This is a genomic window from Campylobacter rectus (assembly GCF_004803795.1).
Lineage (GTDB): Bacteria > Campylobacterota > Campylobacteria > Campylobacterales > Campylobacteraceae > Campylobacter_A > Campylobacter_A rectus.
In genome coordinates this window covers 1345951-1361761 of the sequence record NZ_CP012543.1, presented here as the reverse complement: position 1 = coordinate 1361761, position 15811 = coordinate 1345951, and the positions used below count along the sequence as shown (strand labels likewise).

Below are 15811 nucleotides of genomic sequence, written 5' to 3'. Positions count from 1 at the left end.
TTATATGCTCGGCGCGTCTTTGCCGCGTTTAGCGTAGAAATTTCGCCTAAATTTTTCAAATTCGCCGGCCGTTATCGCTTCTCTCATCTGCCGCATCAAATTTAGATAATAGTGCAAGTTATGTAGGCTTGCCAAACGGAAAAACGTCAGCTCACCCGCTCGGTATAGGTGGCTAAGATAGGCGCGCGAGTAGTTGCGGCACGCATAGCAGTCGCACTGGGGATCTATCGGAGCGGGATCGGCGGCAAATTTTGCGGACTTGATATTTATCTTACCAAAACTCGTAAATAGCGTGCCGTTGCGCGCGTTTCGCGTCGGCATCACGCAGTCAAACATATCCACGCCGCGGGCTACGTTTTCTACGAGGTCTTCAGGAGTGCCTACGCCCATGAGATAGCGCGGACGCGCCGCGTCGATGTAGGGCATCACGGCCTGTACGGTGTCGTACATCTCCTGATTACTTTCGCCTACGCTAAGTCCCCCGATAGCAAGGCCGTCAAAGGGCATCTCGCACAGCGCTTCGGCGCAAAATTTACGCGCCGCCTCATCCGTGCCGCCTTGGATTATTCCGAATATATTTTGCGTGAGCCCTTCGCCTTTGTCTTGCTTAAATTTATGATAATCTATCGCCTCGCGCGCCCATTTTATCGTGCGTTTGATGCTTAGTTCCACGCGCTTTTTTTCGGCAGGAAGCGCGACTAGATCATCAAGGATCATCATGATGTCGGAGTTTAGGTCGTACTGGGTATCTAGCACCGAGCGCGGCGTGAAATAGTGCGCGCTGCCGTCGATGTGGCTTTTAAATTTGATGCCGTTTTCGTCCGGTTTTGAGATTTTGCTTAGCGAAAAGGCCTGAAAGCCGCCGCTATCGGTTAAAAACGAGCGGTTAAATTTAGTAAAGCCGTGCAGGCCGCCGAGCTCTTTTACGACCTTGCTGCCGGGGCGCAAGTAGAGGTGATAGGTGTTGCCTAAGATGATTTGGGCGCCTAAAATCTGCATCATATCCACGGCGTCTAGGCTCTTTACGGCGCCCACGGTACCTACAGGCATAAACACGGGCGTTTTGATCGTAGAGTGAGCGGTCGTTAGCGTGCCCGCGCGCGCCACACCGTCGGTTTTATCTATACTAAAAGTCATTTTGATATAATAGTCCCTTTAAATTTGGAGTTTTAATGAAAAATATCTTGATAGTTGCGGACGGCATTGTAGCGAAACATTTCTTAGAAAGACTATTCGTAAGCAGAAGCAGCACGCATCACTACGTCGTTATCGCTTGTGGAGACGAGGATTACTCGGACGTAAATTTAGAAAATTTTACCTTTTACCGCTTTGATCCGACTAGCCTTGATAGGCTGAGGCAGGCTGCTAGCGGCTATTTCAGCCAGTTTATGATAATGCTAAAAGACGGCTTTGAGACGATTAGCGTCTATAACAATCTGCGCCAAATCAGCAAAAAAACGGAAATTTTGATGCTTGATCTCTGGGGGCTTAGCGGGCTGGAGGACGACTCGCACCTAACGGTCTTGGACGCGCGAGCGGTGCTAACGGCTAGGCTCATGGACTTTTTACCAGATATCCCCGTCGTGGCCGATAACCTAGGCCTTGGCAAGGGCGAGATAATGGAAGTAAAAGTGCCGGTGGGCAGCTCCTTTATGTACCGTCACATCAGCTCCATAACGCAGAAAAAATGGCGCATCGCGATGATTTATCGTGGCTCAAATTTCATGATCGCAAAGCCTAATTTAATGATCCTGCCGGGCGACGTTTTGCTGATAGTGGGCGAACCAAGCGTGCTTTTAAGCGTATTTAGAAGCGTAAAAAAAGAAACCGGGCAGTTTCCAAACCCGTTTGGGCATAATATTTATCTGTTTTTAGACATGAAAAAGATGGGCGAAAAGCTGTGCATAAGGCTGCTTGAGCAGAGTCTAAAACTGCACGAAAAGCTAAACAACAGGCGCCTTTTCGTCAAGGTCGTAAATCCTGCGCTAAATTTAGCCTACGAAAAGCTAAAATCCGTAAACGACGAGATGGCGACGGTGATGTTTGATTATTTCGGGGGTGGAGTAGGGCAGATAAAAGACGATGTTTTTAAAAACGACGTCGGGCTTGTGGTGACGGATAATAAATTTTTCTCCGCGCACAAAAGGCTGCTTTTCGAGCTAAAAAAACCAGTCGCCGCCATCGGTAAAAGCGACATCGACGAGATCAAAAAGGGCGTGGTGCTAAGTAGCGGTTTTGGCGACGAGATAGAGAGCCAATCGGCCGTCATCATGGACTGCTGCTCGCAGCTTGATATGCCCATAACGCTTTATCACTTCGGCCGAAGCGGCGCGGACGAGGAGATGGAGGAGCATTTTGACAGCTTGGCTAAGATTTTCGGGCGTAAGATCGAAGTCGTGGAGGACAAAAATTCAAATCCGATTTTAAGGCTAAAAAAAGAGCAAAATTTGCTCCAGTTCGTGCCGTTTACGAAAAAGATCAGTAAAAAAGACGCCTTTGCGGCGTTTTCAAACGATATGAACCGTCTTTACGCGCGCCTTAGCGATAATTATCAAATTTTTATACCGATAAATTAGGCTATTTTGGATAAAATAAAAGCGGAGAATAAGATGAAAATAGATATAAAATTTGACGGCAAACCCGGCTACGGCGTCTATATAAACGAGCTAAAAGAGCTTAAATTTGACGCTAAAGTCGCTATCGTGACCAACGCAAAGGTAGGCGGGCTTTATCTGCAAAATTTACTCTCACGCATAGATTGTCCGCAAAAATTCATCATCAGCGTCCCAGACGGTGAAGAGTATAAAAATATGCAAACTATCGAGGCGATTTTAGAGCAGCTTTTTGTCAGCCGCCTTGACCGCAGTAGCGTGATCATCGCGCTTGGCGGCGGAGTGGTGAGCGATATGGCGGGCTTTGCGGCGAGCATTTTCGAGCGCGGGATCAAATTTATAAACATCCCGACTACTCTGCTAGCCCAAGTTGACGCGAGCGTAGGCGGAAAAACGGGCGTAAATAACAAATTCGGCAAAAATCTGATCGGCTCGTTTTATCAACCAAGCGCCGTTTACTGCGAAACCGGGTTTTTAAAGACGCTTGAAAAGCGCGAATTTGCAGCGGGACTTGCGGAGGCCGTAAAGATGGCGATAACCTTTGACGAAAAACTATTTTCGTGGATGGAGAACGCAAATTTGACTGATGAGGCGAATTTGCAAAATTTAATCTACCGCTGCGTGCAGATAAAGGCCGCCGCCGTAGAGGTCGACGAGCGCGAAAAGGGCGTGCGTGCGGTGCTAAACTACGGCCATACCTTCGCTCACGTGATAGAAAACGAAACAAACTATAAAAAATATCTACACGGCGAGGCGGTGGCGATCGGTATGAATATGGCTAACGCGCTAGCGGTAAAGCTAGGCCTCATGAGCGAGGAGCAAAAGGCGCGCGTGGCGGAGCTTTTAGTTAAATTTGACTTGCCGATAAGCTACAAGGTGCCAAATGCAAGCAGCTTTTACGAGGCGTTTTTCCTTGATAAAAAGGCGGAAAACTCCGCGATCAAATTTATCCTGCCGCGAGGTATCGGCGCATACGAGATACGAAAAGACGTGCCGCGCGAGCTCGTGATGGACGTTTTAAGAGAGTTTGAATGAGAAAAATTTTATTTATTTTATTTTTTGCGCTCTTTGCTTATGCGCTAGATGATATACCTAGCGATTTTAACGGGACAAAAGAAGCCCAGCTAGCCGAGCTAAACGCCTCTTTGGCCTTTATCGAGGATGAGCTGGCCGATAATATCTGGGCGACTCGCTACTCAAACTATAACACCTTTCAAAAGCTAAGCGCAGAGCTTGAAGGAATCGAAGCAGCGATAAAAAAACAGGCTAAAAATACCGAAAAAGTGCTCGAACTACAAAAAAAGCAAAGCACGTTAAAAGAGCAGATCGAGCTTTTAAGAGAGTTTCAAAAAGCGCCGTTTTCCAGTATGATAACGGCTCCCGAGATAGAAATTTTACAAAAGATAACCAATCCCGTCGCCGTGATCTCGGGCTTTTCATACATAAAGCAGCTTAGAAGCGAAAAAGACGAGTATAAGCACCGCTTGGAAGGGCTTTCTAAGACGACCGACGAGCTAGCTAGAAAAGAGCAAATTTTAGCCCAGATCGTAAAGCTAAGCGAGGAGCCGCAGTTTAAAGACGAGCTAGATGGGACCAGGCAGGAGCTAGCGGAATTTAACGCTGCGGCCGACATCGCAAAGACTACCTACGGAGTGTATGAAAAGCGCGTAAATGAGGCGATAAACCGCACTAGCGAGGATATCAAGGCGCAGATGAAAAAGGCGCTTGATATCGGTATATTTATCGTAGTCGTGATCGGGCTTTCGTTTTTGTTTAAATTTATCATCAAAAAGACGATCACCGATAACGAGCGCCTCTATACGGCGAATAAATTTATAAATCTCGTAAATATTACGCTCATCATTATGATCTTGCTTTTTGCCTATATCGAAAACGTGACTTATCTCGTCACGGTGCTGGGCTTTGCATCTGCGGGTATCGCGATCGCGATGAAAGATATGTTTATGAGTATGCTCGGCTGGACGGTGGTGGTTTTCGGCGGTAGCTTTCACGTCGGCGACCGCATAAAGGTGCGCAAAGACGGAGAGGACGTCGTGGGCGATATCATCGATATCTCGCTGCTTAGGATGACCATCTACGAGGACGTTACGATAGTCACGGTAAATGCAAACCGCAGAGCGGGGCGCATTATATTCGTGCCGAATAATTATATCTTCACCGATCTTATCGCAAACTACTCGCACCAAGGTATGAAGACCGTCTGGGACGGTATCGACGTCGTTTTTAGCTTTGAATCAAATCACAAAAAAGCCGCCCACATCATCAAAGCCATCGTGCGAAAATACTCCAAAGGCTACACCGAAATCGCCAAAAAGCAGATGAGCAAGCTGCGAAATCAATACAGTATCAAAAATCCAAACGTCGAGCCGCGCGTATTTACCTTTATCGAACCTTACGGCGTGAAAATTTCGGTCTGGTATATGGCAAACGCCTTTGCCACGCTATCTTTGCGAAGCACGATAAGCGCGGAGATCATGGAAGCCATCGCTAGCCACGACGACATCGTGATCGCGTATCCTACGCAGACTATCTATATGGACGGGCGCGTAAAAGCCGGCGAGTCAAAGCCTCTGGCGGAGGGCGGCGAGGAAATATGAATGCGAATTTAAACTCAAATTTGACCACGCAAGAGCCGCGCCGAGAGAAAGTATTTTTTAAAACCTTCGGCTGCCGCACGAACATCTACGACACCGAGCTGATGAAAAGCTACGTCAAAGACTACGATATCGTTAGCGACGAAAACGAAGCCGACATCGTAGTGGTGAATTCCTGCACGGTCACAAACTCCGCAGATAGCGGCGCGCGCAGCTATATAAACGGCATAAAAAAGCGAGGCGCTAGAGTGATACTAACGGGCTGCGGCGCAGTAAGCAAGGGCAAGGAGCTGTTTAGTAAAAGCGCGGTTTTCGGCGTGATAGGCGCGAGTAAAAAAGAGGATATAAATGCGCTGCTAAAGTCGCAAGATCCGTTTTTCGAGCTGGGAAATTTAAAAAGTATCGACAAAAATATCGTAACGAACTACGAAAATCACACCAAAGCCTTTATCAAGATCCAAGAGGGCTGCGACTTTGCCTGCAGTTACTGCATCATCCCCGCCGTTCGCGGCAAGGCGCGCAGTATGGATGAGGAAGCGATCTTGCGCGAGGCTAAAATTTTAGCTTATAACGGCTATAACGAGCTGGTGCTAACGGGCACAAACATCGGCAGCTACGGCAAGGATACGGGCTCAAGCCTAGGTCGCTTGCTAGGTAGGCTCGGTAAAGTAGGCGGCATAAAGCGCATAAGGCTAGGCAGCATAGAGCCCAGCCAGATAGACGAGAGTTTTCGCGAAATCTTACGCGAGAGCTGGCTGGAGCGGCACCTGCACATCGCGCTTCAGCACACGAGCGAGGCGATGCTGCGCATTATGAGGCGGCGAAATCAGGCCTTTAGGGATTTGGAGCTATTTTTGGAGCTTAGCGAGATGGGCTTTGCGCTAGGAACTGACTACATCGTTGGGCATCCGGGCGAGAGCGAAGAAATCTGGAGCGAGGCGCTGGTAAATTTTAAAAAATTTCCGCTCACACATCTACACTGCTTTGCGTATTCGCCGCGCACGGGCACGCACTCGGCGGATATGAAAATGGACGTTAGCGGTGACGTGGCGAAGGCTAGGCTTAAAACTTTAAAGCAAATCGTAGCGGAAAATAATTTTAAATTTAGACAAGAGCATGCCAAAAAAGGCGGGAGCCTAAACGTGCTCGTCGAGCAGCTAAACGGCGAATTTTACGAAGGCTTCGATCAGTTTTATAACAAAGTAAAAATCAAAACGGATAAGCAAATTTTAAAAGAGTGGGCGGTCATAGATAAATTTGAAGTAAAAAGCGAGGGCGACTATGCGCAAATTTAAGCTAAATAAACAAAAGATCATCATGATTTTGACGGCTATTTTGGCGATCTTGCTAGCCGTTGCGGTAGGCAGAAATCAACCCAAAAATATAATGTACGAAAGCTATGAAAAGCTGCTAGAGGGCGATATGATCGCAAGCGCGACCGTAAACGGCGGCGAGCTGGAGCTCACGACTAAGGGCGGCAACAAATACATCATCGTAAAAGACGGCGTGGACATGCGCGCTCTGGTGCAAAAAGTGCCAGTCGATCTAAAAAAAGAGACGCCCGTGCTGGATGAAATTTTAGCCGTGCTAGCGCTGATAGCTATTTGTTTTGTGGGGCTTGCGGTTTATGCTAGGTTTAAAAAACAAAGACTAGCCGCTCAAAACGAAAATCAAAAAGCAAACGTCTATGAGTATGAAAATATTGCCGCTAGCTCGGTGGCTCCTGCTATCTCAAACGTCAAATTTGACGACGTGGCGGGCATAAAGGACGTTAAATTCGAGCTAAGCGAGATCGTGGATTTTCTAAAAAATCCGACGAAATATAAAAAATTCGGCATCAAAATGCCAAAAGGCGTGCTGATGGTCGGGCCTCCTGGCGTGGGTAAAACGCTAGTGGCAAAGGCCGTCGCGGGCGAGGCGGGAGTGCCGTTTTTTTACCAAAGCGGCGCGAGTTTTGTTCAAATTTACGTCGGTATGGGCGCAAAACGCGTGCATGAGCTGTTTTTAAAGGCTAAAGCATATGCGCCCTCCATCATCTTTATCGACGAGATCGACGCCGTGGGCAAGGTGCGCGGCGGCAACCGAAACGACGAGCGCGAGGCCACGCTAAATCAGCTGCTGACCGAGATGGACGGCTTTGAGGATAACTCCGGCGTCATCGTGATCGCCGCAACCAACCGCATCGAGATGATAGACGAGGCGCTACTGCGCTCGGGACGATTTGACAGGCGCATTTTCCTTTCGATGCCAGATTTTACCGACAGGACGGAGATCGTAAAGTCCTATCTGAAAGACAAAAACACGAGCGTAGAGGCGCAGGACGTAGCGCGTATCAGCGTCGGTTTTAGCGGGGCGGCGCTTTCTACGCTGGTAAATGAAGCCGCGATAAATGCGCTAAGACGCGGCGTCGAGATAATCGAATTTAGCGATTTTGAAAGCGTTTTAAACAAAGTCCTGCTCGGGAAAAAGAGGATTTTGAGCTACAACGACGAGGAAAAGCGCATCCAAGCGCTCTATCAGGGCGCAAAGGCCTTGGCGGCGTATTGGTTCGGGATAGAATTTGAAAAAATTTCGCTCGTCGAGGAGCAGTTTATGCGCCCCGAGCGAGAGATAGAGTCGCGCTCGCAGATGTTTGCTCGCATCAAGGTCTGTTTGGCGGGTATGAGCGCGCTAAAGATGGTCAAAGACGATACGTTTTCAAACTCCAACGCCGACATCCAAAAGGCCCGTGAGATCGCGCAAAATATGGTCTTTGAGTATGGCATGGGGCGTACCTTTACGCCAAGCGCGGCGGAGGCTGAGGAGCTACTGCAAGAGGCATACGCCGAAGTCGGGACGTTTCTAGCGGGGATGAAAACGCAGCTGGAGCGCATCAGTGAATATATAGAAATTTACGAGAGTATAGATAAAGACGCGCTTAGTAGGATAATAAAAGAGTATTACAACTAAATTTAAGGAGAAAAAATGAAAGTAAAAATAGGCATATTGACATTGAGCGACCGCGCTAGCGAGGGCAAATACGACGATCTATCGGGCGCGGCGATAAAAGAGGTTTTGGATGGCTGGATAAAAAGCGAGCGCGAATATTTTTACGAGGTGATACCTGACGAGATCGAACTCATAAAAGAGCGCCTAAAGCATATGATAGACGTGCTAGGCTGCGATCTGGTGCTAACTACAGGCGGCACGGGGCCGGCTCCTCGCGACGTGACGCCGGAAGCAACCGAAGCCGTGTGCGAAAAGATGATGCCCGGCTTTGGCGAGCTAATGCGCGCAGCTAGCCTAAAATACGTCCCTACGGCGATCCTATCGCGCCAAACCGCAGGCATCAAAGGGCACGCGCTCATCGTAAATTTACCCGGCCAGCCAAAGGCGATCAGGGAGTGTCTGGAGCCCGTATTTCCGTCGATTCCATACTGCATCGATCTGATCGGCGGCGCATTTATCGAGACCGACGAGAGCGTGATGAAGGTCTTTCGCCCGAAACAAAAGAAAATTTCGTAAGCCTTGCATTTTAAATTTTAAAAAAGAGAATTTGACGAGCTATATACGCTTACATAGTTTGCCGGGTTTGGCATTTTGAGCGAAATATACGGCTAAATTTACGGCTAGCGGATTACTTTTTGGGTTGCCGTTTGCTTTTTGCGGTATGTATTTTGCGCGTTTGCGATGATTTTGCGCTAAATTTTACTAATCGATTTTATTTGAGGATTTTACGAGCGACCAGGCATTGTTTGCGAGCCTAGAAGGTATTTTATCGTTACGGCATTTTCGGTTTTGGCATTTAAAGTAAGATCGCCCCGCAAGCTCCCGATCAAGGTTAGAGTCGGCGACGAGTCGGACGGTAAAATATTTTGCCCAAAAGCTCTTTGGGCCCCGAGTGTTAAAATTTTAAACAGCTTTTATCTGCCGCTTGCTTTTTGCGGCGCATATACGCTTTTGCATCACAGCGGTCGATGTCCGCTTGCATAGCGCTTGTTTTATGATTTTTCGGTGTTTTTGGGCAAGCGTAGGCATTGATATTTTGCATAGCGCATTTATATGCGCGCTTTGTTTTGCTGCGACGTTTTGCTTATGAAAACCAAACTTATCTTTAAAATTTGACGCACTTGCAGAAGCGAATTTTGCCTTCGTGGTTTAGTTAAATTTGACGGGCTTAACTGCGGCATTTTGGATGTGAAAAATTAAACCGATAGATCAACTATACGGCTTTGTTGCAATCGCATCTAAATTTAAGCAAAATTTAACGGCTTGAAAAACCGCAACTTTTTTAATATAACAAAGTAAAATTTACGCAAGAAAAAGCGCAAAAACCATCATTTATCACCGTTTCGACTGCGGCAAATGCGGATATCAAGAGGCGCTTGAGGTTTTATCCGGAGTAGAGAGCTAAAATTTTAGTAAAAATTCCAAATATTTTTCCGCGCTTTTTTGCACGATTTTGGGATTTTAGTCAAACAAGAAGCCGTAAAATACGAAGTTTTCCGCAGTGACCATATCCGTGAAATTTGTCATAGTTTTAAACGGGCTTAGCATCTCGTCCATTCCTACTCTCGTTTCGCCGCCCGAGTTTAAAGCTTCTGCCTTTGCCCGCCTCGTAGTTAGCCGTCTTTTTATCTGCAAAAACTGCTATCGCCGTCTTTTTGCCTTGCGGTTTTGCCACCTCTTACTGTTGTAGGCGAACGCGGCGAGCGGCTTGCGTCAATAGCGAATTTTATGAGATTTTGTCAAAATTCTCGAGCGTTTCTTGCTATTTTTACACCAATGTTAAATTCGGATACGGTTTGTATAGTTCAAATTTCACAGCCTACGCTATCTGAGCTTTGTTCGCGCACGAGTTTGCGATGTTTGAGCGGGCTAAAGATAAGAGTTTTTATATTTTATTCTTGTTTTGCGGTTTAAAAATCCGGTATCGAAAATATTACGGAACAGGGTAAAAAGAAAAGTAGTCTTTGTAAGCGTAAAAGCCTACAAAGACTTGATTTAGATTTAGCTACCGGTGATTATATCGTTAGCTTCCAGATAATCTCCCGTGATTTTACCTACGAGAGTTACTTCATTATTAGTGATATTGCCATCATTGTTTTTATCTTCTATTTTATAGATTTGAGTGATCTTGTTTGCGTCATTTCCTTTTACTAAAACGGTTGATGATTTGCCGTTTGCTATGGATTTGAAAGTTTTTCCGTTTCCAAACAGCTCTGCGAAATCAGCGTCTGAATAATTTTTACCGGCTATATTTTCAGCCATATCGACTTGATATATATTTCCATCTGCCATTTCTAGATCGGCATTTTTAGCAGTAGTTAAATTTTCCTTGTGCTTAACGCCCAAATTTGCAAAATCAACCTTATCATCCGCGCTAAAGTTTGTTATATCGACGCCGCTCGCATTGGATTTAAGGGCAAAAGTATCTTTTGCATTACTTGCCGCTATAGCGCCCGTTACATCTGTTATTTTTAGATTATCGTCGGCGGCGAATTTATCTTTGAGAGAGTCGTATTGCGCCTTTGTGAGAGATAAAGTTCCCGTGTCGCTTATGTCGATTCCCTTGATTTTAGCTTTTGTAGCATCATTCATGATATCGTCTAGTTTGCTCGCTATAGCTGCGGCGGTATCTTTTATATCAAGCTTTCCGTGATCCAAAATCTTTTCCGCGATAGCCTTAAAGTCCTCCGCTTTTACCGCTAGGCTCGCTATGCCGCCTTTTAATTCAAGAGATTTTACTTGAGGTTTTGAAGCGAATTCTTTTGCCTCTTCGGCACTCTCCACTTCGGTGACTTTTAGTTTTTCATCCGCCGCAAATTTATTAATGGCGTTTGCAAATTTTTTCGATACCGTTATTTCTTGTTTTGTTTGTTCGTTGGTTTTGATGGTTTTGATCTTTTTTATGTTTGTCTCTAGAGTTTGCAAGCTTGAAGATGTAAAATTAGCAGCACCGTCCAATACGCTAAATGTTCCGTCCTCTGCCTTGCCTTTTAGTATCTCCAGTTGAGCTATCGTTACATTTAATGTCTTACCCTCTTGCATCCTAAATTCGGCAACTTTATTGTTCTTTGCGATATCGATATCGCCTTCGTCCAGACCCGTGATTTTAAACTTATCGTCATCGGCAAATTTATCGCCTATGGCTTTATATTGTTCTTTTGTGATTTCTAAGATATTGTTATCGCTTATGTCGATATTTTGGATCTTTGCTTTATTTTCAACCGATGCAATTTCTGCGAGTTTGGCCTTTATATTTGCAGCCGTGTCTTTTAGCATAAATGAATTATCGCCGGCTTTATCTTTTAGTTTTTCAAATTCTTCAACGCTGACTTCAAGCAAATTGCCCTTTTTTAGCTTAAAAGTATCTACTTTATCGTTTAGAGCCAGTTCTTTATCTGTTTTTTCGAGCTCGCTTACTTCTATGGTATTTTCTTTTGAGAGCTTATCGGCCGTTAGTTTATTAAATTGCTCTTTTGTGAGCTTGATAGCTTCCGAATCGTCGCTAGATTTTATGCTTTCTATTTTATCGGCTTTAGCCACTATGTCCGCTATTTTATCATTTATAGCTTTTGTTGTATCTTCTATGGCAAATTTATTATTTGCGTTTTCAGGCTTTACACTCTCTTCTATAAATTTAGCAACGCTGACCTTAAGGGTCTCCGGCTCTTTAGGTTTTAAAGCCTCTTCTACTTGTTTTTCGCTTTTGCCGGTGATTTTTGATATTACTTTGATTTTTGAGGCAGACGACAAAGAATTTTCAAGTTTGGCGGAGTCTAGGTTTAGGTTGCTTTTTGACTTTATGATATCTTTTATTTGTTCGATAGTAGAGGTTGCGGTTATGGCATTGTTTATTTCTTGAAAAGATTTTAAAGCGGTAGCTTGATTTCCCGCCGGTAAATTTTGGATCGCGTCGGCTACGGCGTCTGAAGCCAAAATTTTATTTACTAAAAGATTGTGAGCCGCTTTGGTGGCTTCGTCGGTGCTGCTTGCGTACTTCGGATCGGCGGCCGCTTTTAGTAGCTCCGTTACCATCGTGCCCCTATCCGTGCCGCTTTTAAGAGCGTTTAGCCAAAACGCCTTACCCTCGGCATCGGAATTTGCGTCTTTGTTTAGAGTGGTTTTATATATGTGAGCTATAAAATTTTCGTCAGAGTTGAGATTGCTGCCGAAAAACTCTTTTGCAGGCGCCGAGTTTAGCATGCTGTTTGCGATATCGGCCAATGTTAGATTTTGGCTGCTCGCTACGTATTGCCAATACTTGTTTCCCGAGCCCTCTCCGGCTCTTCCGAAAAGCGTAACGTATAACGCTGAAATTTGTGATTGAGTTATATTCACAACTATCTCCTTTATAAAATTTATTTAAACGTTACGATTGTATCAAAAAATTAAATCTAAAAAGCTTAAGTTAGCTTGAATTTTTTGTTTTTTGAAATACATTATATATTTGGAGGGGGGGGCGATACTATAACAATTATTTATAGCTATCATCGATTGCCGCCTTTTGCACGAAACTTTTTTATACAAAAAATCGCACGAAAGCGCGGTAAATACAGCGTCAAATTTCTATCGTTGCGACCGGTTATACTATAAAACCGCATAAGAATAGTTTTTGCGACGGTCTGTCGAGGTAAAAATTAATCAGGCGAAATTAACAATGCAAATTTGAATTTTAAATTTATGCTTTTATCCGTAAGCGCATAAATTTGACTAAATTTCGCTTTAGCGTTTTATTTCACCTCGTTTGCGCCGATTTTCGGCCTTTTGCTTTGGCGTTTGACGTAAAAAATATAAAGCGAAGTGATGAGACCGATTGCGGCTAGCATAGCGACCACGATGTGGCTAAACGCGCTCTTGTCGTAGTTTTTGCCTAGATAATACCCGACCGCTAGGAGCACGGCGACCCAGATGCCTGCGCCCAGAGTCGTATAAAGGCTAAATTTAAAAATATTCATCTTGGCAATGCCCGCGGGCAGGCTGATATACTGGCGGATACCGGGGATCAGGCGGCAGTTAAAGGTCGAAATCTCGCCGTGAGCGACGAAAAACGCTTCGAATTTGTGCATTTTCTCATCTGTGATACCGATGAATTTGCCGTATTTTAGCACGAGCTCGCGCCCGAAAAAGTAGCATAGGTAGTAGTTAAATACGGCTCCCGCGAGGCTTCCTGCCGTGCCCGCCGTCCATGCCAGAGCTAGGCTCATTTGCCCTTGGTGCGCTAGATAGCCCGCCGGGATCATCGCCACTTCGCTTGGAAACGGGAAAAACGAACTCTCTAAAAACATCATCAAAAAGATGCCCGCATACCCCCACTCGCCGACGGTTTGGATGATAAAATTTATAAACTCTCCCAGCATTTTTCTCCTTAAATTTAAAATCTTGATTGTAGCAAACGGCAGTAAAATTTTAGCTTTATGCGCGCGGGGGGGGGGGGGTAAATTTAAGGGCGGCGTTTTTTGGAGATAGGCAAATTCGGCGACGCGGCGGGCGAGTTTTTAAATTTTAATTACGAGATAAATTTGCGAGACCCGGCTTTTGGTATTTCTTCTTTTGGCTCGCCGTATCTTAGTATAAATTTATGCTCGGTTTTGGGGAGTCGCGATCCGGCTCCCTCGCGTTTTTTAGGACTTAATATCAAATTTTTTGCGCTAACCGCGGCAAAATTTGAGCCGAAATTTTGCGAAATTTAAATTTTCCAAGCTTAGATTTTGACTAAAATTACAAAAACGCCGTAAAGATAGCCGTAAATTTGATAAAATCGGAGCGGTAAAATCAAATAAAAAAGGACGTGCCGCGATCAAATTTAAGTTAGCGATTTAACCGTACCCGCTTTGAAAGCTAAATTTATAAAGTAAAATTTGAGCAGAATTTGACACTCGAAGCCAAAATTTTGACTCAAATTTTATCGATCAATTTTAAAATCGACCGAAATTTAAGCTCGCAACTTACGTCAAAACGCAAGCCGTGCGAAATCAAAATACCTTCGGCATCGTCCGCCATACAAAACATTCGTCCGGTCGCCGTTTTAATTAGAGCCTTGATTTTGGGCTATTTTTATTGCCGGCTTTAACCGTGAATGTTGGCATAGGCGGGCTTTGCGCGCTTTTGACGGTCGGGGGCGTTCTTTTAGGACTCATACAGTCTGGACGAAATTTATACCGACGGCGGCCGGCCGGGCTTTTATCAGGCGTGCGAAGTATCTGCGCGTCCTCAAATTCGACGAATTTAGACGTTTAGGTTTCTTTGTGCAGACGGGTTCTTGTTAAGAATTTTGCGGGATGTTTAGCGCCTTGTTGTCGTTAGTAGGGTTGGGCTATCGCCGCGGTCGAGCCATTTTTTGGCTCGTTAGGGTTTTGATTAAAACCCGCACGAGACGTATCGCCGCCGTATGCGGACGGGTTTGGCTCGGTAGTCGCTTAATATTTTTGCGTGAGATACGAGTAAAACGATAGCCGTGACGGCGAACTATTTATGCCGCGAAAAAACAAAAGGACGAAGTTAAATTCGCTAAAATTTTATTATATTTTTTAAGCGATGCTAAAAAAGCTTTTACGCCGCTTAATTTTAAGAGCGGTTTTTAAACTAAATTTGGGATTTTGTTGTTTCGTTAAATTTGCCCGCGCCGCTAAATTTGAGCGGGCGGAGCTAAATTTGATTAAAACGACGGGATTATCGCGCCTTTGTATTTTTCCTCGATAAATTTCTTTACTTCGGGGCTCGTGACGGCTTTATCCAGAGCCTTGATTTTCGGGCTATTTTCGTTGCCCGCTTTGACCACTATGTAGTTGGTATACGGGCTGTCTTTGCTCTCAAGCACGAGCGCGTCTTTGGTCGGGTTTAGGTTGGCGTTTAGAGCGTAGTTCGTGTTGATAACGGCGATCGTAACGTCATCAAGCGTGCGAGGCACTTGAGCGCTCTCGATCTCTTCGAATTTTAGCTTTTTCGGGTTTTCCGTGATATCAAGCGGAGTTTTTAGAGGGTTGTCGTTTAGCTTAATCAGACCTGCGGTAGCTAGCACGTCAAGCGCGCGGCTCTCGTTTGTCGGGTCGTTTGGTATCGCTACGGTGCTGCCGTCTTTTAGCTCTTTGATATCTTTTATCTTTTTAGAATAAACCCCCATAGGCTCGAGGTGAATGCCCGCGGTTTTAACTAGATGAGTGCCTTTGTTTTTGTTAAATTCTTCAAGATACGGCAGGTGCTGGAAGTAGTTGGCGTCCAGATCGCCGTCTTCGGTGGCTAAATTCGGAGTAGAGTAGTCGTTAAATTCTTTGATCTCAAGAGTAAAGCCGTCTTTTGCCAGGATCGGTTTTGCGACTTCTAAAATTTCAGCGTGCGGAACGGGCGTAGCGCCTACGACGATTTTTTCGGCGGCATTTGCGGCGACCGTTAGGCTTAGAGCGACTAGAGAGTATTTGAGTAGATTTTTCATTTTATATCCTTTTAAAATTTAGCCAGCATTTAAAAAAGGATATGAGCGGAGGCTTAAATTTCTTTTTAAATGCTTAGCGCAACTAAGCGCTTAAAAAGAAATTTTGCGCTTAGCGTTAGTCTTTCGACGACTTAAATTTAGTGAAACGACGCATTTCGCACATATCCGAT

At 45.2% G+C, this 15811-nt stretch carries 11 protein-coding genes; 6 read left to right on the top strand and 5 right to left on the bottom strand.

Going from position 1 to position 15811, the window contains the following annotated elements:
• Positions 1–1137 carry a tRNA guanosine(34) transglycosylase Tgt gene (gene tgt, locus CRECT_RS06335; RefSeq protein WP_002944812.1) on the bottom strand — a complete coding sequence of 379 codons (1137 nt, stop codon included), beginning with the start codon at positions 1135–1137 and terminating at the stop codon, positions 1–3.
• A gap of 35 nt (positions 1138–1172) precedes the next feature.
• Here tgt and CRECT_RS06330 point away from each other — a divergent pair, with 35 nt between their 5' ends.
• Genes CRECT_RS06330 through mog form a run of 6 tightly spaced genes read left to right on the top strand, consistent with a single transcriptional unit; the run spans position 1173 to position 8731 of the window.
• Positions 1173–2576, top strand: coding sequence for a COG3400 family protein (locus CRECT_RS06330; RefSeq protein WP_171992694.1), 1404 nt, complete (start codon positions 1173–1175; stop codon positions 2574–2576).
• Between the two features lie 33 nt (positions 2577–2609).
• Entirely contained in the window at positions 2610–3647 is a 1038-nt protein-coding gene (aroB, locus tag CRECT_RS06325; RefSeq protein WP_039888221.1) for a 3-dehydroquinate synthase, read from the top strand.
• Complete coding sequence (locus CRECT_RS06320; RefSeq protein WP_002944838.1) at positions 3644–5230, top strand: mechanosensitive ion channel domain-containing protein; 1587 nt, start codon at positions 3644–3646, stop codon at positions 5228–5230. The genes aroB and CRECT_RS06320 overlap by 4 nt, the downstream gene beginning before the upstream one ends.
• Positions 5227–6522, top strand: a complete 1296-nt coding sequence (gene mtaB / locus CRECT_RS06315; RefSeq protein WP_002944820.1) for a tRNA (N(6)-L-threonylcarbamoyladenosine(37)-C(2))-methylthiotransferase MtaB — start codon at positions 5227–5229, stop codon at positions 6520–6522. Before CRECT_RS06320 ends, mtaB begins: the two co-directional genes overlap by 4 nt.
• On the top strand, positions 6509–8176 hold the full coding sequence (locus CRECT_RS06310) for an AAA family ATPase (protein ID WP_002944784.1): 1668 nt from the start codon (positions 6509–6511) through the stop codon (positions 8174–8176). The genes mtaB and CRECT_RS06310 overlap by 14 nt, the downstream gene beginning before the upstream one ends.
• Before the next feature lie 15 nt (positions 8177–8191).
• On the top strand, positions 8192–8731 hold the full coding sequence (gene mog, locus CRECT_RS06305; RefSeq protein ID WP_002944788.1) for a molybdopterin adenylyltransferase: 540 nt from the start codon (positions 8192–8194) through the stop codon (positions 8729–8731).
• A 945-nt stretch (positions 8732–9676) separates the two neighbouring features.
• Here the strand turns inward: mog and CRECT_RS06300 are convergent.
• The 4 genes from CRECT_RS06300 to CRECT_RS06285 form a co-directional block, all read right to left on the bottom strand.
• A complete protein-coding gene (locus CRECT_RS06300) occupies positions 9677–9850 on the bottom strand; it encodes a hypothetical protein (RefSeq protein ID WP_002944756.1) in 174 nt (57 codons plus the stop codon).
• 366 nt (positions 9851–10216) lie between these two features.
• Positions 10217–12550, bottom strand: coding sequence for a DUF4214 domain-containing protein (locus CRECT_RS06295; protein WP_039888214.1), 2334 nt, complete (start codon positions 12548–12550; stop codon positions 10217–10219).
• 392 nt (positions 12551–12942) lie between these two features.
• A complete protein-coding gene (locus CRECT_RS06290; protein ID WP_002944773.1) occupies positions 12943–13569 on the bottom strand; it encodes a DedA family protein in 627 nt (208 codons plus the stop codon).
• Positions 13570–14867: 1298 nt separating this feature from the next.
• Positions 14868–15641, bottom strand: coding sequence for a MetQ/NlpA family ABC transporter substrate-binding protein (locus CRECT_RS06285; RefSeq protein WP_002944789.1), 774 nt, complete (start codon positions 15639–15641; stop codon positions 14868–14870).
• Positions 15642–15811 lie beyond the last annotated feature (170 nt).